Source organism: Streptomyces sp. OR43 (assembly GCF_008042275.1).
GTDB lineage: Bacteria > Actinomycetota > Actinomycetes > Streptomycetales > Streptomycetaceae > Streptomyces.
This window is the reverse complement of record NZ_RDBK01000043.1, coordinates 3290216-3316614: the sequence shown is the minus strand read 5'-3', so window position 1 is coordinate 3316614 and position 26399 is coordinate 3290216. Positions and strand designations below refer to the sequence as shown.

Below are 26399 nucleotides of genomic sequence, written 5' to 3'. Positions count from 1 at the left end.
CAGCCGCCCAACACCGGCCGGCGACCGCGACCACAGAAGGACCTGTCCCGGTTGACCCGCCCAACCGCCTACCACGGACCGCCGGAACTGACCGTCTCCCGCATGCTCACCGACCGGCACCTCGATGCGGCGCTGCTGGCGGCGGGCATTGCCCTCACCGCCGCCTACACCGCAGCCGTGATCACCGCCCGGCGTCGCGGCACCCAGTGGCCGTGGCGCCGCAACGTCGCATGATGCGCCCCTGGTGGGAGACCGACCCGGCCGTCGCCCATCTCGGGCTCAACACACCGCGCAGCAACGGCAGCACCGAGGGCAAGGGCTGACAGTCCCTACCCGCCCGGCCACACCGCCAGTTCACGAAACTCTGAATTCAGCACAAGATGTACTTTTGGGGGCTGGCGTGCCTGCGCGACTGCGGCCTGGCCGTCGCTGTGCCCGACGGCCGCCTCTCCGCAGCCCGCCAGTAACCCTCAACAACCCGAGATACACCGCTCGTTTGGCAGACCCCCGTTCTGGAATATGTATCCCGTTTCGATTGCTCTCGTACAGCAAGCACAGGAGGGGGACGCTAGTGGCCGAGCTGATGTTGTTTCGGCGAGACGCGGGCGGGCGGGACGTCGGGGTGCCCGGTTCAACGGTGGCGCTGGAGGTCGAACTCCAGCGGCGGGTCGAGGCTGGCCTGGTAGCGATGCTCGGCATCCGCTTCCTGGCGTCGGAGTACCCGACCGGTCCGTGGCACCGGGGCAGAATCGACACGCTCGGGCTGGACGAGAACGGCAGCCCGGTAGTGATCGAGTTCAAGAAGGGCTCTGACAGCGGGGTGCTGTCACAGGCCGTCTCATACCTGTCCTGGCTGGAGTCAGCGCACCACGAGTTCGAGGCGCTCGTGCGGAAGGTGCTGGGCACGGAGGCCGCCGAGTCGATCGACTGGCGTCGTCCGCGGATGGTCTGCATCGCGGCCAGCTTCTCCCACCACGACCGTGTGGCCGTGCAGCGGCTGCCCGAGCGGATCGACCTGGTGCGCTACCGGATCTTCGAGGGCGGTCTGCTGAGCTTGCTGCTCGTCGACTCCTCTCCGGCTTTCCCGAGCGCCGCTTCGTCCCGGCGAAGTCGGGAGCGGGAGACGGCGGTCGACATCGCGGCGGCGGCCCCGGTGGCTTCTTCGCCGGCGGGTGCCAGCCTCGTCCCGGAGTGCCTGCGGGACCTGTACGCGGAGGTGGACGACGCACTCGCGGCGTGGGGCGAGGTCGAGGTGGCGCTGCTGCGGCACTACATCGCCTACCGGCGGCTGGTGAACGTGGCATCGGTGATCTTCCGTCCGAAGCACGAGGCGATCCTGGTCTATCTCAGACTTGACCCGGACACGGTGGAGCTGGAGGAGGGCTTCACCCGGGACATGCGCGGCATCGGGCACCTCGGAACGGGCGACTTGGAGGTACGGCTCGCCTCCGCGGCCGACCTGGAGAAGGCAGCGCCGCTGATCCGACGGGCGTTCGAGGCGGCTTGACGCAAACAGAAGGGCGGCTGGCGCATCTGTGACAACGCAGCCTTGTTGGCAAAGTGCGGTGCGGGACGTCGCTGAGTAGATGGATGTGCTGCTGTGTAGTTGGCAAAGACGCGGCAGGTTAGTTGGCAAGCCGTGGTCACAGGATGTGATCGGCTTGCGTAGCCGCGCTGAGGACGGTCAGGGGGCAACCGGCTCGTTCGCGGGCCGCTCCCGGCCGGGCATCAGACGCGGGACGAGTCGGACGTAGACGACCATGCCGAGGACCTCGACCAGGGTCTGGGTGACCACGACGACCGGGGTGATGGCCAGGTCGTCGGGCAGAGCCAGGGCGAGGGGCAGGACGACGAGGGAGTTGCGGGTCGCCCCGGTGAAGACGATCGCCCGCCCGGCGGAGGCGTCCAGCCGGAAGAGGCGCGCCACGGCCTTCCCGGCGAACGCCATCACCACGAGAAACGCCGCATAGAACGGGACGACGGCGGCGACGTCGGTCAGGTTGTCGCCGAGCTTGGGAACCTGGGAGGCGACCACGACCAGCAGCGTGGCAGCCATCAGCGGCACCATCGTGGTGGTCGCGCCGTCGGAGACCTTCTGCCCGGCCGGGCGGCGTCCGGCCCACGCCTGCAGGGCCCATGCGAAGGCGAGCGGGATGACGATCAGGACGACGAACGCCTCGACGAACGGTCCGACCTCGACGATGTCGGCGAGCTCCGAGCCCATGAACAGGTAGAGGAAGCCCGGCAGCAACAGCATCTGCGCGACCAGGAGGAACGGGGTGGCGGCCAGCAGGCGTCGGCTGGAGCCGCCGGCCAGCCCGGAGAAGACAATGACGTAGTCCACACACGGGCACAGCAGAACAAGCAGCACACCGAGGCGAACCGCCTGGTCGTCGGGCAGGAACGTGAACATCGCGGCGACGACCAGCGGCACCGCCACGAAGTTCACGAGCACCGCGGCGGACAGGAACCGTCCGTCCCGCAGGGAGCGGACCAGTTCGGCGGCAGGGACCTGGAGGAAGGTGACGAACAGCAGCGCCCCGAGCACCGGGTTGATCGAGTGCTCCAGCCCCGGCCCGAGGCCGGGGGCCGCCCAGCCGAGCAGTCCCCCGGCGGCGAGTGCCGCCAGGTAGATCGCGACCTGGTGGTGTTCCATCCGATCGACCAGGCCCTGCGGTCCCTGCTGCGACATCCGAACTGCTCCTTCGTGCTGTGCCGGCCGCCTCGTAGCGGTCGTGCGTTCCATCCTCACAGGCCACTGCGCGCGGTCTGACCGCGATTCCTGGTCAGTGAGGGGTCTTGCCGCTGTCCGGGCTCGGGCGGAGGGCTGGCATGCCGAGGTCGGTTCGTGCCGGAGCGGACCGGCAGGCTGCTGTCCGGCGGCGCCGCCCCACGATCAGAACGCCCAGCCCGGCAGTGATGGCCAGCACCGTGAGTGCGGGCACCCACAGGGCTCCGATGGCGGAGGTGACGCCGATGCCGCCGAGGATGGCCAGGAGCGGGCCTGCGCAGCACACCGCGCAGGCGGCGATCGCGGCCGAGCCGGCGCCAACGGCACCCCACGGCCGGGACGGGCGAGAAGCAGAGGGCGGGGTGGTCATGCGGGCACTCCGAAAAGGTCGGCCAGCATTCCGGCGGCGGACTCGGGTGCCCGCACCTCCAGCTGGAGCGCGGTCGGGGTCAGGTGCAGACGGAAGTCGAAGAACGCGCAGCAGCCCTGCTCGGCCGCGGCAAGGGCCGCGACCTCGCCGGCGAGGTCGGCGCCGACGGGGAAGGACAGGCGGATCCCGTCGTCGATCTCCTCGCGTCCCTCTGCCTTGTCGACCAGCCGCTGCCACTGCTGGGTGCGCATCCCCAGCTCGGCGCCGCCCAGCGTGCAGGCCACCGGTGCCTCCCGCCAGGACTCCGTGGCCTGCTCGCTGCGGGTCGGCGACAGAGTGATGGGCACGGGCCCGGCCGCCGTGGTGCTGGATGTGGTGCAGCCGCAGTCCGGACCGCACGCCCCTGCGGGCGCCGGGCCGGACAGATCAGCGTGGACACCGGCCAGGTGTGCGGAAAACGCGCGCAGCTCGGCGATGCGGCCGTCGGTCTGGGTGATCCGGTCGGCGACCAGGGGCAGCATCCGCGCCCGTACGGACGCGCACACCCCTTCCTCCCGGACATCCAGCAGCTCGCGGATCTCCTCCAGCGCCAGGCCCAGCATCTTGGCGGAGGAGATGAAGGCCAGGCGCTCCACCGCATCCTCGCCGTAGACCCGGTACCCGGACGGTGTGCGGTCGGCGGGCAGCAGACCGGCGTCCTCGTAGAAGCGCAGCGTTGTGGCCGGTACGCCGGAGCGTTCGGCCAGCTGCGAGATGCGGTAGGTCGTCACGCCACCGAAGGTAAACCTTCAACCCGACTCGAAGGTCAAGCGTTCGCCCCACCGCGCCCAGGGCCCGGCGCGCGAGGAGGACGGCATCGCTCCTTTGCGGCCGATGCCCCCACGGCGCGGGCCCGCCAGCATGGTTCCAGGCGGGCCCGCGCCGCGGCTCAGTCGGTCAGGCAGGGGCCGCGGCCGGCTCCTGCTCGATGTGGGTGGTGTTGCGGGCGGCGAGGTAGCGCTCGGCGTCCAGGGCCGCGGCCGCACCGGTGCTGGCGGCGGTGATGGCCTGACGGTAAGTGTGGTCGACGACGTCACCGGCGGCGAACACGCCGGGCAGGCTGGTACGCGTCGACGGGGAGGCGACGCTGATGTAGCCCTCGCCGTCGAGGTCGAGCTGGCCGGTGAACAGCTCGGTGCGCGGGTCGTGGCCGATGGCGATGAACAGCCCTGTCACGTCCAGGTCGCGGGTGGCACCAGTGAAGACGTCGCGCAGGACGACTCCGGCGAGCATGCCGTTCGTCTCCTTGATCTCGGCGATCTCGCTGTCGAACGCGAAGGAGATCTTGTCGTCGGCGAACGCCCGGTCCTGCATGACCTTCGAGGCGCGCAGGGTGGAGCGTCGGTGGGCGACGGTGACGGAGCGGGCGAAGCGGGTGAGGAAGGTGGCTTCCTCCATGGCGGTGTCGCCGCCGCCGACCACGACGATGTCGCGGTCACGGAAGAAGAATCCGTCGCAGGTCGCACACCACGAGACGCCGCGGCCGGACAGCTCGTCCTCCTTGGGCAGGCCGAGCTTGCGGTAGCCGGATCCGGTCGCGACGATCACCGTCCTGGCGCGGTGAGTGGTGCCTGCGGAGTCGGTGAGGAGCTTGACGTCGCCGGTTAGATCGACGGACACGACATCGTCGTCGATCATCTCGGCGCCGAACTTCTCCGCCTGGGCCCGCATGTTCTCCATCAGGACCGGGCCGTCGACGCCCTCGGGAAAGCCGGGGAAGTTCTCCACCTCGGTCGTGGTCGTGAGCGAGCCGCCGACGAAGATGGAGCTGCCGAACAGCAGGGGCTTGAGCTGGGCGCGGGCGGTGTAGAGGGCGGCGGTGTATCCGGCGGGGCCGGAGCCGATGATGACGACCTCGCGTATGTCGCTCACGCCGTCGCCTCCGGCTTGGCGGGGGCGATCTCGGCGATCAGGCCCTCGATCAGGGTCTTGATCTCGTCGCGGATCGGGCGCACGGCCTCGACGCCCTGGCCGGCCGGGTCCTCCAGCTTCCAGTCGAGGTAGCGCTTGCCGGGGAAGACCGGGCAGGTGTCGCCGCAGCCCATGGTGATGCAGACGTCCGACTCGCGGACCGCGTCGACGGTGAGGATCTTCGGCGTCTCCTTGGAGATGTCGATGCCGACCTCGGCCATGGCCTCGACGGCGGCCGGGTTGACCTGGTCGCCGGGGTTGGAGCCGGCGGAGCGGACCTCGACGCGGTCCCCCGCCAGGTGGGTCAGCCACGCGGCGGCCATTTGGGAGCGGCCGGCGTTGTGGACGCAGACGAACAGGACGGACGGCTTGTCAGCCATGGTGATCGTTCTCTCTCGTCGCATGGCGGAACCCAGCCGCCAATGACTTCAGCTCCCGCTGGTGTCAGCGAGTGGTGATGTGAGAGTATCAGTGCATGCTGACTTCAGTCGATCCTGATGTGATCCGGGTGCTGGGCGATCCGCTCCGCCTTCAGATCGTGACCCTGCTGGCGCGCGAGACGCTCTGTACGACGCACCTGGTCGAGGAGACCGGAGCCAAGCAGACCAACCTGTCGAACCACATGAAGGTGCTGCGCGAGGCCGGGATCGTGGAGACCGAGCCCTGCGGCCGCTTCACCTACTACAAGCTCAAGCCCGAGGTCCTGGCCGGGCTGTCCGAGCAGTTCGCCGCGCTGGCCGACTCCGCCCGTACTGCTTCCGAGAACAAGAGGGCCTGCCCGTGACCTCCGCAAAGCCCGCCACCGCTCTCGCTCCGGCTGGCGGTGGGGACGACTCGATCGTCAAGAAGCTCTCCACCCTCGACCGCTACCTCGCGGTGTGGATCCTGCTCGCCATGGCTGTCGGCCTGGGCCTGGGCCGCCTGATCCCGGGGATGAACGACGCGCTCGCGAAGATCGAGATCGGCGGCATCTCCCTGCCGATCGCGCTCGGCCTGCTCGTCATGATGTACCCGGTCCTCGCGAAGGTCCGCTACGACCGGCTCGACCGCGTGACCGGCGACAAGAAGTTGATGGTTTCCTCGTTGGTCATCAATTGGATCGTCGGGCCCGCAGTCATGTTCGCCCTGGCGTGGATCTTCCTGCCGGACCTGCCCGAGTACCGCACCGGCCTGATCATTGTCGGTCTCGCCCGGTGTATCGCCATGGTCATCATCTGGAACGACCTCGCCTGCGGCGACCGGGAGGCCGCCGCCGTCCTCGTCGCGCTGAACTCGGTGTTCCAGGTGTTCGCGTTCGGTCTGCTGGGCTGGTTCTACCTCGACCTGCTGCCGCGCTGGATGAACCTCGGCGACGGCCAGGGCCTGGACGTGTCCGTCTGGCACATCGCGCTGAACGTCGTGATCTTCCTCGGGATCCCTCTGCTGGCCGGCTTCCTCACCCGCCGCATCGGCGAGCAGAAGATGGGCCGCGAGAAGTACGAGGCGAAGTTCCTTCCGAGGATCGGCCCGTGGGCGCTCTACGGGCTGCTGTTCACGATCGTCATCCTGTTCGCCCTCCAGGGGAAGACCATCACCTCGCAGCCGCTGGACGTCGTGCGGATCGCGCTGCCGCTGCTGGTCTACTTCGCGATCATGTTCTTCGGGACCTTCCTCCTGGGCAAGGGCCTGGGCCTGGCCTACGACCGCACCACGACGCTGGCGTTCACCGCGGCGGGCAACAACTTCGAGCTGGCCATCGCGGTCGCCATCGCGACCTTCGGCGTCACCTCCGGCCAGGCCCTGTCCGGAGTCGTCGGACCGCTCATCGAAGTCCCCGTCCTGATCGGCCTCGTCTACGTCGCACTCGCCTGGCGCAGGAAGTTCGCCGCCGACGCGGTGACGACGGCCCCGTGACGAACCGGGCCGACGTGGTGGTGGTCGGCGGCGGCCAGGCCGGGCTCGCCGCCGGCTACCACCTGCGCCGGCGCGGCCTCGACTTCGTGATCCTGGACGCCGATCCGGCGCCGGGCGGGTCCTGGCGGCACATGTGGGACTCCCTGCACCTGTTCTCCCCGGCGGAGTACTCCTCGCTGCCTGGGCGGCTCATGCCAGCCCAGGCGGGCGAGACCTACCCGGACGCCGGGCACGTGGTGGACTACCTCGCCGACTACGAGAAGCGCTACGACCTGCCCGTCCAGCACAACACACGCGTGGACGCCGTACGCCGTGACGACGACAGGCTCCTGGTCGAGGCGGACACCGGCACCTGGCGGGCCCGGGCGGTCATCAGCGCGACCGGCACCTGGTCGCGCCCCTTCCTCCCCGCCATCCCCGGCCGCAGCACCTTCGCCGGTCGGCAGCTGCACACGGTGAACTACCGTTCCCCGTCCGACTTCGCCGGGCAGCGGGTCGTCGTGGTCGGCGGTGGGAACTCTGGCGCCCAGATCGCCGCCGACCTCGCCCTGGACGGCCGCGTCGAGGTGAGGTGGGTGACCCAGCGTCCGCCGCGGTTCCTGGCCGACGACATCGACGGCCGCGCCTTGTTCGACGTGGCCACCGCCCGCCGCCGCGCGCTCGACTCCGGCCGCAGCGACACCGGCGGAGTGGCTTCGCTCGGCGACATCGTCGTCGTGCCGCCCGTCCGCACAGCCCGGGGTGCCGGACTCCTGGCAGTGAAGCCGATGTTCTCCCGGCTCACTGCCGACGGCGTCCGGTGGGAGGACGGCAGTCAGAGCGGCGCGGATGCGGTGATTTGGTCCACCGGCTTCCGCCCGGCGCTGTCCCACCTCGCCCCGCTGAATCTGCGGGGCCCGCGCGGGCACATCCCCACCGCCGGTACCCGCGCTCGGGTCGAGGCTCGGCTGCACCTGCTCGGATACGGCGACTGGACCGGCCCGGCGTCGGCCACGCTGATCGGGGTGGGACGTCCCGCGCGGGACGCCGCCCGCGAGATCGGGGCGCTGTGCGGGCGCAAGTGACAGGGCGGCCCAGCGGTTTCGGCGGCTTCCCCCAGTGTCGCGAGACAGCGTGATCGTTGCAGACTGCCCTCCATGACCTCACCGTTGGCCGCTGACCCTCTGCGCTCCGGGAGCCGGGCACGCTCCGCGCCCGTGGTGTTCGCCGCAGGGGCGGGCATCGGCGTTCTCGGCGGGATGATTGGCCTGGGCGGTGCGGAGTTCCGCCTCCCCCTGCTAATCAGCCTGTTCGGGTTCGCGGCGCTGTCCGCGGTCATCCTGAACAAGGCAATGAGCCTGGTCGTAGTCGTGGTGGCGCTGCCCGCCCGGCTCTCGGCGTTGCCCGCCTCCGAGCTCGCCGGTCACTGGCCCGTCGCGGCCAATCTGCTGGCCGGGAGCCTGCTGGGCGCATGGGCCGGGGCGAGCTGGGCGGTACGGATGCGCAGCTCCACCCTGTACAAGGTACTGGCGGCCCTGATGGTGCTCATGGCCGCCGCTCTGCTGGCCACCCACCTCGCCACCGTGGGGACGCTGCCGCTGCCGCTGCGGGCGCAGGTGCCCTGCGGAGTGGTGGCCGGCTTCGGCATCGGAGTGGGCGCCGCGATTATGGGTGTGGCCGGGGGCGAGCTGCTGATCCCGACGATCGTGCTGCTCTTCGGCCTTGACATCAAGACGGCGGGAAGACTGTCCCTGCTGGTATCGCTGCCGACCATGCTGGTTGCCTTCGCCCGCTACAGCCGTGACGGCAGCTTCGCGGTCCTGGGCGCCAACCTCCGCTTCGCCGCCGTGATGGCCGCGGGCTCGATCGCCGGCGCGCTGCTGGGGGTACTGCTGGTCGGCGTCTTCTCCGACCTGGTGCTCGTTCCCGCCCTGGCGGTGATCCTGCTCATCTCCTCGGTCAAGCTCGCGCGCCACAACTGAGCCCGCGAGGTCGTCCGGTCAGTCGATGAGCAGGCTGCGTCGCTCGACGAGAACGACGTCGCGCCAACGGCCGTGCTGCTTGCCGATGCGCTCACGCGTGCCCAGCACACGGAAGCCGGCCCGCCGGTGCACGGCGAGGCTGGCAGCGTTCTCGGGGAAGATGCCCGACTGGACCGTCCAGATCCCGGCTGCCTCGGTGGAGTTGATCAACCCCTTGAGCAGCGCGGAGGCCACGCCCCGCCCGCGCGCCTCGGGGTGGACGTAGACGGAGTGCTCGACCACACCGGCGTACGCGCACCGGTCGGAGACGCGGCTTGCCGCGACCCACCCCAGCACCTTCCCCCTCTCATCGAGAGCGGAGAAGCGGTGCTCGGGCATCTTCGCCGCGTCGAACGCCTCCCACGTCGGGGCGACGGTCTCGAAGGTCGCGTTCCCTTCCTCGATCCCCGCCTGGTAGATCGCCAGCACCTGCTCGGCATGCTCCGCCGCCAGTGGCACTACCACCGCACTCAACGCCCCGCTCACCGCTTCCCCCCTCATTCCGTCCTGTCGTCAGGCCGCGGCCGGCATGGCCAGCAGCTTGCCCATCGCGGCGAGCACGGACGGCTCGACGCGGTAGTACACCCAGGTGCCGCGCCGCTCCGAGGTGAGCAGCCCGGCCTCCTTCAGCTTCTTCAGGTGGTGGGACACGGTGGGCTGGGAGACGCCGACGTCGGAGATGTCGCACACGCACGCCTCCCCGCCCTCGTGCGAGGCCACGGCGGAGAACAGCCGCAGGCGCACCGGGTCGCCGAGGGCCTTGAACATCCGCGCGGCGGTCTCGGCCTCCGCGGCACTCATGGGGCGCTCGGTCAGCGGCGGGCAGCACGGCGCCACGCCCTGACCATCGGCGGGTTCGAGCAGGGGCAGCACCTTCGCATTCGACATACGTCTATGTTGACACACGTCGAACCAGCGTGTGGAGGCTCGTCACCGGCGCGCGAGGTGGGCAGCCAGGCGCCGGGCGATCCGTTCCGCGTCCCGGCCCACCCCGCGCAGTGAGTTCGACGAGAGGCTGCGCTGCCACTCCAGCCCGACGAACGCCAGCCCCGGCACGCTGGTGGAGAGGCCCTCGCGGTGCCGGGGGCTCCCGTCGGCATCCAGGGCGCCATCCAGGGAGGCGAGGTAGGGCAGGTCGGGGCGGTAGCCGGTGGCGAGCACGATCGCGTCGACCTCCTCCGGCTCTCCGTCCGGCCAGATGAGCTTGTTCCCGTCGGCGCCAGTGAACAGCGGTCGCCGATCAGGTCGCCCGGCGGCCAGGGCGGCGCGGTAGCGGCCGTCGTCGAGGACCGGCTGCGCCGGCGGATGCGGCAGGAGCCGGCCGAGGGGTGCAGTGTCCAGGCCGGTGCGCGCCGTCCAGAAGTGCAGGTCGCGGCCAAGGACGCGCTGGACTGCGAACTTCACCGGGCCGCGGGTGGCGAGCGTGACACTGGCGGCTCCGGCGAGTTCGGCGGCGATCTGCACGGCGGAGTTACCGGCCCCGACCACCACCAGCCGACCGCCGGCGAAAGGGGCCGGGCTGCGGTAATCGGCGGCGTGCACCACCTGGCAAGTGAACTCCGCCAGCCCCGGCAACTCCGGCCGGTGCGGCCGGCCAAAGGTGCCGGAAGCCGCGACGACGGCCCGCGCCCCGAGCCTGCCACCGCCTTCGAGGACCACGTCGAATGCGGATCCGTCGCGTCGTACGGAGATGACCCGCCGGCCGGTGCGGATGTCGGCGTTCAGGCGGTCTGCGTAGGCGGTGAGGTAGGCGACGACCTCGTCCCGGTGCGGGTATCGGTCACGGTCGGCGCCGGGGAACGGCATTCCGGGCAGAGAGGTGTACCGGGCGGGCGAGAACAGCGTGAGGCTGTCGTAGTAGTGCGGCCACGACCCGGCCGTACGGTCGGATGCCTCCAGCACCACGGGCCGCAGCCCGCGGCGCAGCAGCGCATGGGCGGTGGCGAGTCCGGACTGGCCGCCGCCGATCACGGCGACATCGATGTCCTCCATGAACAATCCCCCTGGATTCGATGAATGTCTATGTTGACGCTCATCAATACAGGTGCCATGCTGGGCCACGCAAGCCATCGACAGATGTCGAACCACGCAAGGAGTCGCCGTGAACGCGCCCGCCACCACCGAGCTGCCCGTCGTCGTGATCGGAGCCGGACCCGCCGGCCTGGCCGCCGCCGCCCACCTGCTCGACCAGGGCATCGAACCCCTGGTCCTGGAAGCAGGCCAGAAGGCCGGCGCAGCGGTGCGCGAGTGGGCGCACGTGCGCCTTTTCTCCACCTGGGGCGAGGTAGTCGACCCGGCCGCCGAGAAGCTCCTCGCTCCCACCGGCTGGACACGGCCCGACCCGGACACCTACCCCTCCGGCGGCGACTGGGCCGAGCAGTACCTGCAGCCGCTCGCCGACGTCCTCGGCGACCGCGTCCGCCTCGGTGCGACGGTCACCGGCGTCTCGCGCACCGGCCGGGACCGCATCGTCGACGCCGACCGTGAGCAGCAGCCGTTCGTCGTGCACCTCGCCCACGCCGACGGCCGTGAGGAGCGGGTCTTCGCGCGCTCCGTCATCGACGCCTCCGGCACCTGGGCCACCCCGTCCCCGTCCGGCGGCAGCGGACTGCCCGCGCTCGGCGAGAGGGCCGCCGCGGGCCGGATCACCTACCGTGTCCCGGACCTGAAGGACCCCGCCGTCCGCGCCCGGTACGCGGGCAAGCGCACTGCCGTCATCGGCTCCGGCGCCTCCGCCTTCACCGCCCTCGCCTACCTCGCCGACCTCGCCAAAGCCCAGGACGGCGCTGGGACGAAGGGCGTATGGATCCTGCGCCGGGGCATCTCCGGCTCCACCTTCGGCGGCGGCGAAGCCGACCAGCTCCCCGCACGCGGCGCTCTGGGCCTGGCAGCGAAGGCCGCCGTCGATGCCGGTCACGCGGACGCCGTCACCGGATTCCGCACCGAAGCGGTCGAGCGCGACACCGACGGCCGTCTGGTCCTGGTCGGCGAGGACGGACGCCGCCTGGACGCGGTCGACGAGCTGATCGTGCTGACCGGCTTCCGCCCCGACCTGTCCTTCCTGAACGAGCTGCGCCTGGGCCTCGACGAGCGCCTCCAGGCACCCGTCGCCCTCGCTCCGCTGATCGACCCCAACCAGCACTCCTGCGGCACCGTCTACCCCCACGGCCACCGCGAGCTCTCCCACCCCGAACCCGGCGTGTACCTGGTCGGGATGAAGTCCTACGGCCGCGCCCCGACGTTCCTGGCGATGACCGGCTACGAGCAGGTCCGCTCGGTGGCCGCCGCGATCGCCGGCGACCTCGCCTCCGCCGACCGCGTAGAACTCACCCTGCCCGAGACCGGAGTCTGCGGCGGCGCCGGCCTGTTCGACGCCCCCAGCGCCCAGGAAGCCGACGGCGGCGGCTGCTGCGCTCCCGCACCGCAACTCGTCCAGCTCGGCGCCCCCACCGCGGTCGGGGCCGCTGCTGAGGAGGCACCGGCGGGCGGCTGCTGCGGCTCGTGACCGACCTGGGCACCCCTGCGCGCGGGGTCGCGACCGGAACAGGGGACCGGTCGCGGCCCCGCGCCGCCCTGCCCGCCCTCTGCGCCACGCAGATCGTGAGCTGGGGCATCGTCTACTACGCCTTCCCCGTCCTCAACCCCCAGATCACCGCCGCGACCGGCTGGCCGGCCGGGGCGACCACCGCCGCGTTCTCGTTGGGCCTCGTCGTCTCCGCCCTCGCCGGGATCCGCGTCGGCCGCATCCTCGACCGGAGCGGGCCGCGCACTGTCATGACCACCGGATCCGTGCTCGGCGTCGTCAGTCTCCTGATCGTGGCCGCGGCCCCCAACGTTCCGGTCTTCTTCGCCGGTTGGGCACTCGCCGGGCTCGCGATGGCAGCCACCTTCTACCAGCCGGCGTTCGCCGCCCTCACACGCTGGTGGGCCCCTGACCACGTCCGCGCCCTGACGATCGTCACCCTCGCCGGCGGGCTCGCCTCCACCGTCTTCGCGCCCCTGACCGCGGCCCTCGCCGACCATCTGTCCTGGCGCCACACCTACCTCGTGCTCGCCGTCATCCTCGCCCTCGTCACCATCCCGGCCCACGCCCTGGCCCTGCGCGCACCCTGGCCCGAGGCTCCAACGAGCCCTGCCCACACAGCCGCAGAAGCTGTCGATGTCAGTCGGAGCCGACCGTTCCTGCTGCTTGCCGCCGCCTTCACCCTGTCGGCCTTCACGATGTACGCCGTCGTCGTCGCCCTCGTCCCACTTCTCCTCGAACGCGGGTACACCACCAGCCAGGCCGCCTGGGCCCTCGGTATCGGCGGCGCGGGCCAAACTCTCGGCCGCACCCTGTACGCAGCCCTCGCCCGCCGCACCGCCGCTACGGCCCGCACCACGATTCTGATCGCGCTCGGTGCTCTGGCCACAGCCGCCTTCGCTGCCGCGCCCGGCCCGTACGCCCTGCTCATCGCCGTGTCGGTCATGGCTGGCATGGTCCGCGGCAACCTCACCCTGCTCCAGGCCACCGCCATCACCGACCGCTGGGGCACCGCCCACTACGGCCGGCTCTCCGGGCTCCTGGCTGCTCCCGCCCATACAGCGGCAGCCCTCGCACCGTTCGCCGGTGCCGCCCTGGCCGTTCCCCTTGGCGGCTACGGCCCTCTCTTCTTGCTCCTGGCCGCCGTCTCCGTGGCCGCCGCGCTCATCGCGCCATGGACAGGCACCGACGCAGTACGCCGCCGACCCGGACGACGGCCCCGCAGTCATTGACCCCGCCTGATCAGTGGTGATCCTCCCCTTCGAGGATCGTGCTGGCGTAGTCCGGCAGAAGGTCGTGGAGATACGTGTAGAAGGGTTGGTGGTCCGGATTGCGCCCCTGGAGTTGGTGGATGACTCCAGCGTCGACAATGGCGACTCCCTCGACGGGCAGTGGTTGCAGGTCAGGTGCCAGACGCCACTCACTGCCAGTGAGCCGGGACCAGACCAGGGCGGAGAAGCCGACGCGACGCGTATCCGAGCGCCTCTCTGGGAGCCGCGGGCGAGGAGTCGGCGTCTGCTGGGGTAGTTCTCGACGATCCTCTGCAGGTCCGACTCGGGGAGAGTCCAGTTCGCGAAGCGTTTCCGTCGGGCGGCGTAGTCCACAGCCGGCTGGTCAGCGACGTGATCGGTGAGACGTTGGAACAGCATGGACAGATCGGCTCGGCAACCGTGCAAGCGCTCCTCCAGGGGGCGGAATCTTCCCCAGGCTGCCATCCAAGGCGGGGGGACGCCGAGATAGGTTCCTGCGTCGTCCAACGACATGCCCGTGACGGCCTGGACGAGGTGGGCTGCGATACCTCTGCGGATTGCTGTCTTCCCGGGAGAGCGGCCTGATCTTCGAACGCGGCGACGACCCGGCAGACGGTGGCGGTCTTCCCGTGCTGGCCCCAGCCGCTGACCATGACGCCGGCCAGCGTCGGGTCCCCCTTCTTGCGGGCGTTGGCGCTGAGCCGGCGGTCGATCAGCCGCGACACCTTCTGGGCCATCGGCGTCTGTCGAAGCCGAGCCGGCGGTGCCAGAGCAGATGAACCGCGTGCGTCCGACCCACCGCCGGAACCCGTGTCGCCTGTACCAGTTCCCCGAAAGTGACCGGCCCCTCGGCGGCAGCCTCAAGAAGAACCGGCTGGCAGCCCAGCTGGTCCGTCATCGGCCGCCGTTGAGCCGACAGCGCGTCCAGACCCGAGAGGACGTGCGAGCGCCAGCCGGTGATCACCGAGTAGTGCCAGCCGCAGGCGGCCGCCGTCGCCCATCACGGCCAGGAAGTCGGGAATGTGCCCGGCATGGCCGTCGACGTGCTCGAAGGTGAGGGCGAAGGGCTGCGGGAGCACCTCGATCACCGTCATGAAGTCCAGGGCCAGCAGGGCCGCCCTCTCCTCCAGCGATTCGAAGCCGTGCTTCCGCCCTGTCGAGACCAGGAACTCCAGCCCGGGACGATGCTGCTGCTTCGTCCTCCACGTGAAACCGCGCACCGGCGTCGAAGACAGCACCGGCACTGAACCCAGATCCCGGACCGGCCAGACGACCTCCGACCCGTTGATCTGCCAGGCGGCCGTCCAGCGACTCGCCCAGTTGTCCCGCATCACCAGCCGTGTACGGGCCTCACTCAGACTGCCGTACGGCGACATCAGCTCGTCCAGGACACACCCGTCGGAACGGACCTGGCCATCCGGCTGTGGATTCACCGCACCACATCACCAGCTCACGCAGCGTCCCCGCAGCAGTTGATCACAACTGTTCGCTACGCAGAGTAACCACAGAGCTTCGACGGCGTCGTTTGCCAACAAGCGTGCTGATTTGCCAACCGTGATGCGTCGTCACAACAGGCCCCGGGCTCTCCGCTTTCATACTCATGCCTCCGGTCCGGCCAGCTCGAAGTCGTCCTTTGTCAGTTCGGCGAGCAGCCGCTCCTCGGCGACGTCGGCGTAGTGCGCGGACAGCTCGACACCCACGAAGCGGCGCCCCTCGCGCAGGGCCGCGACCCCCGTGGAGCCGCTGCCGGTGAACGGGTCGAGCACGGTGCCGCCCTCGGGGCAGACCTGGACGAGCTGCTGCATGACCTCGACCGGCTTCTGGGTGATGTGGACCCGGCCCTTGCGGGGCTGGGAGGCGATGTAATGACCCGGCAGGTAGAGGTCGCGGGTGTTGTCGAGGGATCCCTTGACGCCCCAGATGATGAACTCCGAGTCCTGCTTCGGCCCGCCCTTGCGGGGCCGGCTGGACGGCTTGATCCACGGGATGGTGCCGCTCCAGGTCCACCCGGCCATCTGCAGGGCGTCCGAGGTGGTCGGTTCCTGGCGCCAGTCGGTGAAGACCATGGCGACCGCGTGCTCGGTCGAGGCCCGGTACGCCTCGGTGAGGAGTTCGGTCAGCCAGCTCCGATAGCTCCTCTGGTCGCGGTTCTCTCCGGGGAAGTTCTGCAGGTCGTGTGCACTGTTGCTGGTGACGTACTTGGCTCGCGCAGTGCGACCGGTGCGGTCCGAACTGGTACGCCCGCCAGAGTTGTACGGCGGGTCGGTGATGACGGCGTTGACGCTCTCGTCCGGGAGGGTCTTGAGCACGGTGAGGGCATCGCCTCGGTGCAGCGTGTAGCTCATGTGCGGGGCCTCTTTCAGGGCACAGCGGGACTGGACCCCCTCCGGACGTCGCTCAACAGCGATCGTTTCGAGCGGGGTTGCGCCGGAGGTTAGTCGCGAATTCCGGCCGCACCTAACGAGCCGTCCCTTCGTCCGAGGGCGGGTCCGAGAGCCGTTAGGTGCGGCCGGAATCCCGGTCTACTGTCTCGCCATGCCACCGGGACGGAGCAGCGCTCCACCCCGCTGAGCTGTGCTTATCCGTGTTGTCTCGTCCGAATGGGCAGCACGGTGGGCCCGTTAGCCCCCCGTCCGATAAGCCGTGAGGAGATCCGGTGTACCGCCTGAGATTACAAGCGCGGCTGGCTGCCGCGCTTAACCCAAGACCGACGTCTGGGAGTTACCAATTCCCCTGACCGGGCCCGCCCTGATAGGCGAATTCACGGCGCGGTGCCGACGGCTTTGCACGAGAAGTCAGCACCGCGCCTCCTACAAACACCCGAGGAGTCGCTGCGATGCAGCATGCCCTGACATCCCCTCGCCCCAGCCCAACACCGTCGCCTGGCCGACACCGCCGCGTCGGTGAGCGGCGGCGACGATGAAGGCGACCACCGGAGCCGTCGTCGGCCTTGCCGCCTGCACTCCCTTGCTGTTGGCTGTTCCGATTCTCGCCATCGGTGCCGGGACCGCTTCGGCCTCCTGCTCGACCGACGGTGCACCATCTGTGGATGCCGCAGCTGTTGCCACTCAGGTGAACGACATCCTGGACGGCAGCGACAAGGGTTCAGTCTCCGTGCCGGGACTGGATGATCCCGCCGAGCAGGTGCCCAATGCCAAGACGATCCAGGCCACTGGCGTCGCGATGAGCCTCCCAGCCCGGGGGCAGATCGTGGCCCTGGCGACCGCTCTGCAGGAGAGCGGCCTGCGGAACCTGAACTACGGCGACCGCGACAGTTTGGGGCTGTTCCAGCAGCGGCCGTCGCAGGGCTGGGGCACCGCAAGCGAGATTCTCGACCCGGTGCACTCCTCGACCAAGTTCTACAAGGGACTGAAGAAGGTGTCGGGCTGGCAGTCCCTGTCCATCACGCAGGCCGCCCAGGCCGTACAGCGCTCTGGTCTTCCGGATGCCTACGCCAAGTGGGAGCCCCTGGCCACCGCGCTGCAGCAGGCCATCGAGCCCCTTCTGTCGAAGTCGGGTGACGCCTCACCGAGCCCCTCGCCGTCCGGCTCGGCCGACGCCGCCGACACTGCGTCGATGGCCGCGGATGGGTGCTCGGCCGACAGGGACGGGACTAATTTCGGTGTCATCCCGCCCGGTGCGGTGCCGGCCGGGTACACAGTCCCGGCAGATGTTCCGGAGAAGGTCCAGGCGGCGATCCGCTGGGCGCTCGGCCAGCTCGACACGCCGTATCAGTGGGGCGGGAGCTGCACCGCCTCCCACGGCATGGACCCGATGGGCCGGTGCGACTGCTCCTCCCTGATGCAGCAGGCGTACAAGGCTGCCGGGGTCACCCTGGCGCGGACAACGTACGAGCAGGTCAAGGGGGGCAAGGCGGTGTCGGTCGGCGCGCTGCGGCCGGGCGACCTCATCTTCACCGTCGGAACGGCCAAGGTTCCCGAGCACGTCGGCATGGCCATCGGCCAGGGCCTGATCGTCCATGCCCCGCACACCGGCGACGTGGTCCGCATCACGACCCTCGCGTCGTGGAAGCCACAGATTCTCGCGGCCCGCCGAGTCATCTGACCGGCGCTCCCCCTCCCCCTCCCTCTCTTTCTCTCCCGTACTGCCGCTTCGCCCTCGCGGGCTCTCGCGCGCACTGAATCGAACTGGTGCTCTATATGTTTCTCGCTGACGCAGTCATCCAGCTTGCCTTCGACCCCGGCATTACGCCGAGCGACGGAGGGCTGCCCGGCCTCTCCGTTCTCAGGAAGGTGATGGGTTCCCTCAACCTGTTCGGAATCATTGCCGCCGTCGGCGCACTCGCCGCCAGCGCGGGCGTATGGGCCTGGGGCAACCACACCGGCGGCCACCAGGCCGAGGCCAACGGCAAGAAGGGCGTCATGGTCAGCGCCGGCGCGGCCCTCCTGCTGGGCGCCGCGAACGGCGTGGTCGCGTTCTTCAGCGCGCTGGGAACGCAGGTCCACTGATGCCTGACCGCTCCTTGAACCCCGGCGGCGCATCTCGTGTGCGCCGCCGGGCCCTGCTCGGCGCCGCCGTCCTGATGGCGCTCGTCGTCCTGGCCGGCCTGGCCGCCTACCTCACCCGCGACAACAAGGTGACCTCCAACGTCCCTGGGGCGCGACCGAGTTCGGCACCTTCATCAGCTCCGTCCGTATCCGCGTCGAGGCCGCCCGAGCCGGGGCCCGCCCCGCATGCTCTCGCGGTCCCGCCGAGCACCCACAATCCGATCGTGTTCGGGAAGGCGGCAGCAGCAGCACTGTGGTCCTACGACGCCCGCGCGTACTCCCAGGCCGAGCTGCTCACGGCCCTGCACGGATGGCTGACGCCAGAGCGCAAGTACGCCGACCCCGAGTCGGTCGACGCGGTCGTCCCCTCGCCCGTGCTGTGGAAGGAGATGGCCGCCAACGGCCAGTTCGCCACCGCCACGGTGAACGAGGGGCACTTCCCCGAAGCGTTCTCGCGGGCTCTTCAGGAGGATCCCGGAACGATCACGCAGGCGTACGTCTACGCCGTGACCGTCTCCGGCAAGCAGTCGATCGCCTGGAAGGGCTCGCGCGCCGGCGGTGCGGAGAACCGCGTCATCACCCTCGCGGTCCAGTGCCGCCCCTCCCGCCCCTGCGCGCTGGCCGGCGTCATGCCGTCCGTCGCTCCCTGACCCCGAACCCTGAAAGGAGGTGCCACCATGGGAGTCTGCGACATTCCGCTGATGGACAAGGTCTGCGGCTCGATCGAGTTCGCGACCAACCCGGCCGGGACGGTCACCGACGGCATCGGCGCGTGGATCGCAAAGTCGATGGGCGAACTCGCCTCCGCTGCTGCGGATCTCGCCGCCAAGGCGGTCAACGGAACCACCGCCATCGACCTGAACGCCGGATGGTTCAGGGACAACTACGAGCTTCTGCTGCCCATCGGGCTCGCGTTGACCGTCGGCACGTTCTGCATCCAATTGATGTCCGCGGCCTGGCGCCGTGACGAACGCGCCCTCGCCCAGGCCGCGATCGGCACCATGACCGGCGTCCTGTTCAGCTTCTGCGCCGTCGCCTTCACCTCCGTCGCCATCACGGTCGTCGATGCCCTGTCCGACGGCCTGTTCAAGGCGGCCAACAGCTCCATCGACGACGCCGTCCGGCGCGTGGTCAAGGTCACCGAACTGGGGGTGATGTACGGCATGGGCTGGGGTGTCCCAGCCCTGGTCGCCGTGGGATGCGCCATCGGCGCGTTCATGTACTGGGGCGTGATGGTCGCGCGCAAGGTGGGTGTCCTGATCATGGTCGCCCTCGCCGTGTTCGCCGGCGCCGGCGGCGGGTGGGAGGTCGCCAAACGGTGGCGGCGCGGCTGGATCGAGGCCACCGCCACGCTGGTCGTCTCGAAGCTGTTGATGACCGTGGTGTTCCTGATCGGTGTCTCGGCTATGGGCAAGTCGGATGCGCACGGCGGAATGGCCGCGCTGTCCGACGCGATGTCCGGCATCGTCGTGATGGTCCTGGTGCTGCTCTGCCCGTACGCAACCTACAAGTTCGTCCACTGGGCCAGCGACGGGGGCGGCCATGACGACCTGCACCGCACCAGCGTGGCCGGCATGGCGGTCGCCGCAGGAGCCGCGAAGACCGCGGGCACCCTCGCCATGCGAGTCGGCACAGGCTCCCCCGCACCACAGGGTCCCAGCCAGGTCCCCGGCGCGGGCAGCGACGGTGTCGCCTCTGGGATCGATCCCGTCGGCAGCAACCTCAGCAAGGAAGGCATCGACGGCGGACCGCCCAAGCCCCGGACCGCCTTCCGGTACGGCGAAGACCCGAACGCCACCGGCGACAAGGGCAAGGCCCTGATCCAGCGCCCCGGCATCCCGCCACTCATCACCCGACCCAGCCAGGGCGCATCGGGAGGCCCCGAAGGAGACTCCGTAGGCGGCCAGTTCGCTGCCCCTTCGACTGCGGGCAGGAGCATGACCCGGGCAGGCGCCGCGCCGCCGGCGGCCCCTGCCGCAACGCCGCCGTCCTCCACGGGGCCGTCGGCAACCGGCTCGCCGACGCCGACGAACTGGGTGTATCCCAGCCAGCCGCCGCCGGGTTCCTGACCCATCACATCCGGGGGCGGGCTACAGCCGCAGCCCGCCCCCCGCACCAGCGATCACCAGAAACGGAGCCCTGCCATGACCTCCAGAAGAACGGCGCGCGCCCCGCCCTCGCCCGCTTCCACCGTCTGGAACCCCATGTCCGACAAGCCCCAGGCCGAAGCCACCACGGCCAGCGTCAAATTTCCGCACCGCTCGCGGCGCGGCATCCTGCTCGGCCTGACCGCCTCGCAACTGATCGTCGTCAGCCTCACCGGCCTGCTCCTGCTCGCCGTGATTGTCACCCGCGGCGTGGTCGGCGCCCTCGAACTCATTCCGGTCTGGGCCGCCATCGCCCTGCTCGTCTTCGTCCGCTACCGAGGCCGCGCCCTGGCCGACTGGGCTCCGATCGCCACCCGGTACGCCCTGCGCCGCATGCGGGGCCAGTTGATCTGGCTCACCCGGCCTTCCCGCCGCCCGGTCTACGACGGGCTGCTCCACCTTCCGGGAACAGCGGCGAGCCTGCGCGTGGTCACCGCTCCCGACCGCCGATACGGGGCGGTCCACAACCCCCACACCGGCTCCCTGACCGCCGTCGTCAAGGTATCCTCCCGCGCCTACGCACTGCTCGACCCGGGCACCCAGAACGCCAACGTCAACGGCTGGGGACGCGCACTGGCCGCCCTCGCACGCACAGGCCAGGTCGCCCGGATCCAGGTGATCGAGCGCACCGTGCCGGACTCCGGTGACGCACTGCGCCGGTACTGGGAGGAGCACGGCCGACCCCATGCCCCCGTAGCGGGTGCGATCTACAGCGAGCTGATCCAGAGCGCCGGGCCGGCCGCGGCGCCGCACGAGGCGTACGTCGCGGTGTCCCTGGACGCCAAGGCTGCACGGCGACTGATCAACCAGGCCGGTGGCGGCCTCACCGGGTCCTTCAGCATCCTGACGCAGCTGACCTCGACCTTCGATCAGGCCGCGCGAACCGCCGGTCTCAACCCCACCGGCTGGCTCACCGCCCGCGAGATCGCCGCCGTCGTGCGCACCGCGTACGACCCCAAGGCCCTTGCCTCGCTCGACCGTTGGTCCGATGCGGGGCATCCCGAGGCTGAGCCCGCAGCTGCCGGCCCGGTCGTGGTCGTCGAGAAGTCGGACCACATCATGACTGACTCGGCCGTCCACGCCACGTACTGGGTGGAGAACTGGCCCCGCACCGAAACGTCGGCGGGCTTCCTGCACCAGCTCCTGTTCACCGCCGGCGTCCGGCGCACGCTGTCACTGTCATACGAGCCGAAGGGGCTGGACGCCGCCCTGCGAGACGTCCAGCGCAAGAAGTCCAGCGTGATCGCGGATGCCGCCGAGCGAGCCCGGCGGGGCCAGGTCGACTCCGAGGCGGACTCGATCGAGTACCAGGACATCAAGTCCCGGGAGCGTCAGCTCATCGCGGGCCATGCAGATGTCGCCTTGACCGGATTGCTGACTGTCTCGGCCGATTCGGAGGACGAACTCCGCTCCGCCTGCGCCGTCGTGGAGACCGCGGCCGTCGGCGCCCAGCTCGACCTCCGGCCGCTCACCTGGCAGCAGGCCGAAGCGTTCACCGTCGCCGCCATGCCGCTCGCCCTCGCCGTCTGATGCCGGCCCTTCTTCCCCCGAAAGAGCACCCCCATGTCCCGCACCGCCAGCCCGTCCACGCAGGACTTCGTGCCCTTCGCCACCGCCGCGCTCGACTTCCACCGCGCGCTCAACATTCCGGGCGGTCCCCTCGTCACCACCCGCGCCGAGCTGGACAGCCTGCACGCTCATCTCGTCTCGCTGCACGGCCTGTTCGATGCCCACGCCGCCCGCACCGGCCAGCTCGTTCCGGTCGAAGGCGACCAGCTCCGCGCCACCCGCACCCGGATCTGGCAGGCCGCCGACCACGTCCACGCCGCCTATCACGCGGCATCACGGCCGGACTCCGGCGAGGTGCCCGAACGCGAGTTGTGCCAGGCGGGCCTGCCCGAGGGGGCCCCGGAGCTGACGATCTGCCAGCGCCACCAGCTCACCGCGCACCTGGTGCGCCGCCGCACCACCCCGGCCGACCTGCACACCCCTTTCACGGGTCTCGTCCGCCGCTGACCCTTCTTCCGTCTGGAGAAACGTTCATGCCCCGCACCCGCGCCAGCGCCTCTCACCTGTTCGTCCCCCGTAAGGCATCACGCGCTGATCAGCGTGCCGCCCGTGCAGGGTTCGCCGAGGCCCGCCGCCAGGCACGCCTCGCCGGAGCACCGCCGAAGGACCACGCCGAGGAGCACCTCGACCCGGAGCTGCGTCCGACCTACCAGCCGTCCGGACGCCCCGGCTCGTCCTCCGCTCGGGGAGGCAAGCTCCGCCTCCCCGCCCACCGCATGACCACAGCCACCGTCAGCGGCGCCTATCCGTTTCTCGCGGAGGGCGGCCTGGGCGCCGAAGGGATCTTCATCGGAAGGGACGTGCACGCGGAGGCGGCGTTCTGCTACGACCCGTTCTCGCTGTACAGCAGCGGACGGATCGAGGGCTTCACGAACCCGAACGCCGTCCTGGCCGGGATCATCGGCATGGGCAAATCCGCGCTGGCCAAGTCCATCGCCACCAGGGCGATTGCCCACGGCTACCGGGTTTACGTCCCCTGCGATCCCAAGGGCGAGTGGACGGCCGTCTCGCAGGCCCTCGGCGGCTACAGCATCGCACTCGGGCCGGGGCTTCCGGGCCGGCTGAACCCGCTGGATGCCCCGGCCCGGCCCGCTTCGGTGAGCGAGGGCGACTGGTCGACCGAGGTCCGCAAGCGCCGCCTCCTTCTCCTCGCGGGCCTGGCGCGCACGGTGCTGAAGCGCGATCTCCTGCCGATGGAGCACACCGCCCTCGACCTCGCTCTCGACCTGGTCGTCTCCGAAGCCGACGCCAGGGGCACGGTGCCGCTGCTCGGCGAGATCGCGCACGCCCTCGGCTCGCCCGAGCGTCTCGACCTAGCCCTCGGCGACCAGGCCGGACACATGGGGCCGGCCGCACAGGACCTCGCCCACGCACTGCGCCGCCTGGTGCACGGCGACCTGAGCGGCATGTTCGACGCCCCCTCGACCGCGGCCTTCGACCCGACCACGCCCATGCTGTCCATCGACCTCTCCCGCCTCGGCGGATCGGGTGACGACACCGCCTTGGTGCTGGCCATGACCTGCGCCTCAGCGTGGATGGAGTCCGCGCTCGCCGACCCGGACGGCGGCAGGCGCTGGGTCATCTACGACGAGGCATGGCGTGTGATGCGGCACGTCGGCCTGCTGGAGCGCATGCAGTCGCAGTGGAAGCTCTCGCGCGGCCTCGGTATCGCGAACCTCATGATCATCCACCGCCTGAGCGACCTGCTCAGCGCGGGCGACGCCGGCTCGCGCGGCCGGGTGCTGGCCGAGGGCCTGCTGGCCGACTGCTCCACCCGCATCATCTACCGGCAGGAGCCGGATCAGCTCGCTGCTGCCGCCTCGCTGCTCGGCCTGACCGGCGTCGAGACCCAGGCCGTGTCCGCCCTGACCAAGGGCCGGGGCTTGTGGAAGGTCGCAGGCCGAAGCTTCATCACCCAGCACATCCTGCACCCGGCCGAGCGCGAACTGTTCGACACCGACGCCCGCATGTCCTCGTAGCCAAGCTTCACCTCGCGAAGGACACGTCGACCGTGATCGGACCGCAGGGCTGCTGCCGGAGACCCTGTCAGCCACCCGAACCTGGACCTTCATCGCCCACCGTCCGGCGACGACCCAGCCCGCTGCCGCCTCCGTGGCAAAGGCAGCCAGCCAGACACAAGGACCGCGCATGGATTCCGCCGCCGAAGCCCCTGCTGCCCCCACCATCAGCCACAAGACGTGGCAGCAGCACATCCCGGTGCTGGCCGCCGCTGCCGACGGCATCAAACAGGCCTCCGACTCCTGGAACGCAGCCTCCAACTCCTCTGATGGGGCCTGCAAATGGTCTATCGACGGGGAGAATTACCCGGAGAGCAAGGTGAAGCGGGACGCCGAAGCGTGGAAGCACGTCGAGGTCTTCCTCGACCACGGTCCCGAGGTACTGGCCGGCGTCCGCGCCGCCGCCTGCGGGTCCGACTATGTAAACGGGCCGATCAGTGAGGACCTCGGGCGGCTGCGCGGCATCGACACCAGCCTGGAGCGAGCAGCCCAGATCCGGGACGAATGGGATCAGGTACTGGCGCTCATGGACGCCTCACAACCCGGTTCGCGAGAGCTGTACGCCGGCCAGGCGGAGAAGATCCGCAACTCCGAAGGCTGGCAATTTGCCGCCGCGTTGTCCGACCAAGGCCCTGCGCTCGCTCGGGCCAGCGACTACCTGGCAAACCGGAACAACGCAGACCGGCCTGCGCAGGCCGCACGTGCCCAGGTCGCCCTCGCCCGATCCACACCAGGCAAGCACGGAACTCCCACTGCGTCGCCTACTGCGCCGCCCGCGTCCCATCCGCCGCCCCCGCGACGTTCCCGCTGACTCCCCTAGCACCGAGTCCCGGCGGCACCAAACCGGCCGATACCCGGATCCTCGCGGAACACCACAACCTCTACCGTCCCACGGTCTGCGATGCACGTCATCGGCTGCTGGGGCACCCGGCCAAGGAAGGGCCCACGCACCCCGACCAGTCCCTGATGTCCCTGCGAACGGAGGGCTCGCCCCTCACCGCGGACAGCAGCAACTCTCCTGCACAGTCCACAGCTGGCGCCGCGGATCGGGAACACGGGTACGGACACGTCACCACTCCCCTTCGGCAGCGTGGTCTCGGGTGCACCGTCGAGTACGGCCTCAGCGAGTACATCGTCCATGTCGGGATCCCCGACGGTGGTTCGCTGATCATCTCGCCACCGCAGGGGCCGTCGACCGAGCACCCACCCGGGCAGCCGGAGAGCTGGTTGGTGACCCGCGGGCATCCTGACGACTCCGCAGTCCACGAAGCGATCTACGACTCGGAGCCGGACGGCCCGCATGCGCATCACGGCGGCAGAGTTTCACGTCTGCTCGCCGCGATCGACTCGCCGCCTTGATCAGATCGACGTGATGCCACGGGCGGGCTGTAGCACGCCGCGAGCGAGGGCCGCTCGTGCCCGCTCTCCGACAGCCCAGTTGTCGACGCCCACACCGCAACCAGCCGCGCCGGCCGTGCACCACGCGCTGCCACCCGCTCGCCCCTCGTCCGTACCCCGGTCGCTGACCGCGCTTCCCGTCTCGGAGTCCTCCATGACCCGCCGCAACAGAACCGTCCCGGCCCTCGACCGCCCCGGCCCCCGAGCCTCCACCGGATGGATCTGCCATGCCCACCCACTACGACTCGCTCCCCGACATCGCCGTCGGCCGCCACCCCGACTACGGCATCGTCGCTACGAGCCCCAAGCAACTCGACGCCAGCACATGGATGCTGAYGGTGCTCGACTTCCACCCTGTCCCGGACCAACCGACGCTGTACACGCTGGCCAACCAGCTACAGGACGGGCAGGGCCGCGCCACACGGGCTGTCGCACTCTTGCGCAGGGCCGGCTACCAGATAGACGTGGATGCCGCGTTCGACCCCTCGCTCGCCAGCAATACGGCTCCCGCCCGTGAGCGCCCTCACACCGATCCCGACGTCGCGTTCGCCGAGCACCCTCAGCTCGGCATCGTCGCGGCGACCAGCGACCACTCCTCTTCGCCTGACGGCCGGATCATCCTGGAAGACCACGGCTGGCGGCTGAACCCGGACCTGAACATCTACACGCTGCCCGTCGCCTCCGACCGCAGCGTGGCGCTGGAAAGGGTCGCCAGCGCCACAGTGTCGATACACCGATCCGATCTGCAGGTCGCGGTGGAGCCCCGCCTCGCCCAGGACGTGGCAACGCGCCGCCGTCCTGCGCCCGCGAGGGCCTCGCACCGCGAGCGCAATCAGGGCAGCACCACAGCCAAGTACCCAATGAGCTCCGCAGCCCTCGCCGCCAGCCCGGCCCGCACCGGCCTCCCCGGCAAGGCGCCGGTCCAGCGCCAGGACGCCACGCCCGCAGCGGTCCGGCCAGTCGACCCCCGCATCGCCTTCTCCCGCCCCCGATGATCCGCCCCAAGACAGGACACCTCGCATGCCGCAGCCCGAACCCGACG

The 26399-nt window shown here is 70.3% G+C and carries 27 protein-coding genes; 17 read left to right on the top strand and 10 right to left on the bottom strand.

Features of this window, described 5'->3' with window-relative positions:
- Positions 1-51 precede the first annotated feature (51 nt).
- Positions 52-234 carry a hypothetical protein gene (locus EAO72_RS34110; RefSeq protein ID WP_148020903.1) on the top strand — a complete coding sequence of 61 codons (183 nt, stop codon included), beginning with the start codon at positions 52-54 and terminating at the stop codon, positions 232-234.
- Between the two features lie 337 nt (positions 235-571).
- Complete coding sequence (locus EAO72_RS34105; protein ID WP_187285308.1) at positions 572-1507, top strand: DUF5655 domain-containing protein; 936 nt, start codon at positions 572-574, stop codon at positions 1505-1507.
- A 177-nt stretch (positions 1508-1684) separates the two neighbouring features.
- Here EAO72_RS34105 and EAO72_RS34100 read toward each other — a convergent pair whose 3' ends face one another.
- The 5 genes from EAO72_RS34100 to EAO72_RS34080 all read right to left on the bottom strand — a co-directional run bounded on the left by EAO72_RS34100 (position 1685) and on the right by EAO72_RS34080 (position 5431).
- Positions 1685-2692, bottom strand: a complete 1008-nt coding sequence (locus EAO72_RS34100; protein WP_148020901.1) for an arsenic resistance protein — start codon at positions 2690-2692, stop codon at positions 1685-1687.
- Between the two features lie 94 nt (positions 2693-2786).
- Entirely contained in the window at positions 2787-3101 is a 315-nt protein-coding gene (locus EAO72_RS34095; RefSeq protein WP_261991721.1) for a hypothetical protein, read from the bottom strand.
- A complete protein-coding gene (locus EAO72_RS34090) occupies positions 3098-3871 on the bottom strand; it encodes a heavy metal-responsive transcriptional regulator (RefSeq protein ID WP_148020900.1) in 774 nt (257 codons plus the stop codon). Before EAO72_RS34090 ends, EAO72_RS34095 begins: the two co-directional genes overlap by 4 nt.
- A 166-nt stretch (positions 3872-4037) precedes the next feature.
- Positions 4038-5012, bottom strand: a complete 975-nt coding sequence (trxB, locus tag EAO72_RS34085) for a thioredoxin-disulfide reductase (RefSeq protein WP_148020899.1) — start codon at positions 5010-5012, stop codon at positions 4038-4040.
- Positions 5009-5431 carry an arsenate reductase ArsC gene (locus EAO72_RS34080; RefSeq protein WP_148020898.1) on the bottom strand — a complete coding sequence of 141 codons (423 nt, stop codon included), beginning with the start codon at positions 5429-5431 and terminating at the stop codon, positions 5009-5011. The genes trxB and EAO72_RS34080 overlap by 4 nt, the downstream gene beginning before the upstream one ends.
- A 95-nt stretch (positions 5432-5526) precedes the next feature.
- Between EAO72_RS34080 and EAO72_RS34075 the strand changes: the two genes are divergently transcribed.
- From EAO72_RS34075 to EAO72_RS34060, 4 genes are all read left to right on the top strand, one after another.
- On the top strand, positions 5527-5835 hold the full coding sequence (locus EAO72_RS34075; RefSeq protein WP_026328687.1) for an ArsR/SmtB family transcription factor: 309 nt from the start codon (positions 5527-5529) through the stop codon (positions 5833-5835).
- Positions 5832-6944 carry an ACR3 family arsenite efflux transporter gene (arsB, locus tag EAO72_RS34070; RefSeq protein ID WP_148020897.1) on the top strand — a complete coding sequence of 371 codons (1113 nt, stop codon included), beginning with the start codon at positions 5832-5834 and terminating at the stop codon, positions 6942-6944. The genes EAO72_RS34075 and arsB overlap by 4 nt, the downstream gene beginning before the upstream one ends.
- A complete protein-coding gene (locus tag EAO72_RS34065; RefSeq protein WP_148020896.1) occupies positions 6941-8008 on the top strand; it encodes an ArsO family NAD(P)H-dependent flavin-containing monooxygenase in 1068 nt (355 codons plus the stop codon). The genes arsB and EAO72_RS34065 overlap by 4 nt, the downstream gene beginning before the upstream one ends.
- A 72-nt stretch (positions 8009-8080) precedes the next feature.
- Positions 8081-8905, top strand: coding sequence for a sulfite exporter TauE/SafE family protein (locus EAO72_RS34060; protein ID WP_148020895.1), 825 nt, complete (start codon positions 8081-8083; stop codon positions 8903-8905).
- An 18-nt stretch (positions 8906-8923) separates the two neighbouring features.
- Here the strand turns inward: EAO72_RS34060 and EAO72_RS34055 are convergent, their stop codons facing one another.
- The 3 genes from EAO72_RS34055 to EAO72_RS34045 are packed head-to-tail and all read right to left on the bottom strand — an operon-like array spanning position 8924 to position 10936.
- Positions 8924-9445 (bottom strand): GNAT family N-acetyltransferase, encoded by a 522-nt coding sequence (locus tag EAO72_RS34055; protein ID WP_148020894.1) that lies wholly within the window; start codon positions 9443-9445, stop codon positions 8924-8926.
- A 12-nt stretch (positions 9446-9457) separates the two neighbouring features.
- Entirely contained in the window at positions 9458-9832 is a 375-nt protein-coding gene (locus EAO72_RS34050; RefSeq protein WP_148020893.1) for an ArsR/SmtB family transcription factor, read from the bottom strand.
- A 42-nt stretch (positions 9833-9874) separates the two neighbouring features.
- Complete coding sequence (locus EAO72_RS34045) at positions 9875-10936, bottom strand: flavin-containing monooxygenase (RefSeq protein ID WP_148020892.1); 1062 nt, start codon at positions 10934-10936, stop codon at positions 9875-9877.
- Between the two features lie 109 nt (positions 10937-11045).
- On the opposite strand from EAO72_RS34045, the gene EAO72_RS34040 reads away from it, so the two are divergent.
- A complete protein-coding gene (locus EAO72_RS34040) occupies positions 11046-12449 on the top strand; it encodes an NAD(P)-binding domain-containing protein (RefSeq protein WP_148020891.1) in 1404 nt (467 codons plus the stop codon).
- Positions 12446-13699, top strand: coding sequence for an MFS transporter (locus EAO72_RS34035; RefSeq protein ID WP_148020890.1), 1254 nt, complete (start codon positions 12446-12448; stop codon positions 13697-13699). Before EAO72_RS34040 ends, EAO72_RS34035 begins: the two co-directional genes overlap by 4 nt.
- 878 nt (positions 13700-14577) lie before the next feature.
- Here the strand turns inward: EAO72_RS34035 and EAO72_RS34030 are convergent.
- Together EAO72_RS34030 and EAO72_RS34025 are read right to left on the bottom strand one after the other, a co-directional pair.
- A complete protein-coding gene (locus EAO72_RS34030) occupies positions 14578-15048 on the bottom strand; it encodes a hypothetical protein (protein WP_261991720.1) in 471 nt (156 codons plus the stop codon).
- A gap of 267 nt (positions 15049-15315) precedes the next feature.
- Positions 15316-16062, bottom strand: a complete 747-nt coding sequence (locus EAO72_RS34025) for a DNA-methyltransferase (protein ID WP_148020889.1) — start codon at positions 16060-16062, stop codon at positions 15316-15318.
- A 574-nt stretch (positions 16063-16636) separates the two neighbouring features.
- On the opposite strand from EAO72_RS34025, the gene EAO72_RS34020 reads away from it, so the two are divergent.
- The 9 genes from EAO72_RS34020 to EAO72_RS33975 all read left to right on the top strand — a co-directional run bounded on the left by EAO72_RS34020 (position 16637) and on the right by EAO72_RS33975 (position 26352).
- Positions 16637-17782, top strand: coding sequence for a C40 family peptidase (locus tag EAO72_RS34020; RefSeq protein ID WP_148020888.1), 1146 nt, complete (start codon positions 16637-16639; stop codon positions 17780-17782).
- 95 nt (positions 17783-17877) lie between these two features.
- The gene (locus tag EAO72_RS34015) at positions 17878-18186 is read left to right on the top strand and encodes a DUF6112 family protein (protein ID WP_148020887.1); all 309 of its coding nucleotides are present in this window, start codon (positions 17878-17880) and stop codon (positions 18184-18186) included.
- Positions 18186-18875, top strand: coding sequence for a hypothetical protein (locus tag EAO72_RS34010; RefSeq protein ID WP_148020886.1), 690 nt, complete (start codon positions 18186-18188; stop codon positions 18873-18875). The genes EAO72_RS34015 and EAO72_RS34010 overlap by 1 nt, the downstream gene beginning before the upstream one ends.
- Before the next feature lie 27 nt (positions 18876-18902).
- Positions 18903-20294 (top strand): SCO6881 family protein, encoded by a 1392-nt coding sequence (locus tag EAO72_RS34005; protein ID WP_148020885.1) that lies wholly within the window; start codon positions 18903-18905, stop codon positions 20292-20294.
- Positions 20295-20429: 135 nt separating this feature from the next.
- The gene (locus tag EAO72_RS34000; RefSeq protein ID WP_148022198.1) at positions 20430-21902 is read left to right on the top strand and encodes an SCO6880 family protein; all 1473 of its coding nucleotides are present in this window, start codon (positions 20430-20432) and stop codon (positions 21900-21902) included.
- A 33-nt stretch (positions 21903-21935) separates the two neighbouring features.
- Positions 21936-22388 (top strand): DUF6238 family protein, encoded by a 453-nt coding sequence (locus EAO72_RS33995; RefSeq protein ID WP_148020884.1) that lies wholly within the window; start codon positions 21936-21938, stop codon positions 22386-22388.
- Positions 22389-22414: 26 nt separating this feature from the next.
- Positions 22415-23920, top strand: coding sequence for an ATP-binding protein (locus tag EAO72_RS33990; RefSeq protein WP_148020883.1), 1506 nt, complete (start codon positions 22415-22417; stop codon positions 23918-23920).
- Positions 23921-24089: 169 nt separating this feature from the next.
- Positions 24090-24770 carry a hypothetical protein gene (locus EAO72_RS33985; RefSeq protein ID WP_148020882.1) on the top strand — a complete coding sequence of 227 codons (681 nt, stop codon included), beginning with the start codon at positions 24090-24092 and terminating at the stop codon, positions 24768-24770.
- 814 nt (positions 24771-25584) lie between these two features.
- Positions 25585-26352 carry a hypothetical protein gene (locus tag EAO72_RS33975; RefSeq protein ID WP_148020881.1) on the top strand — a complete coding sequence of 256 codons (768 nt, stop codon included), beginning with the start codon at positions 25585-25587 and terminating at the stop codon, positions 26350-26352.
- Positions 26353-26399: the final 47 nt, after the last annotated feature.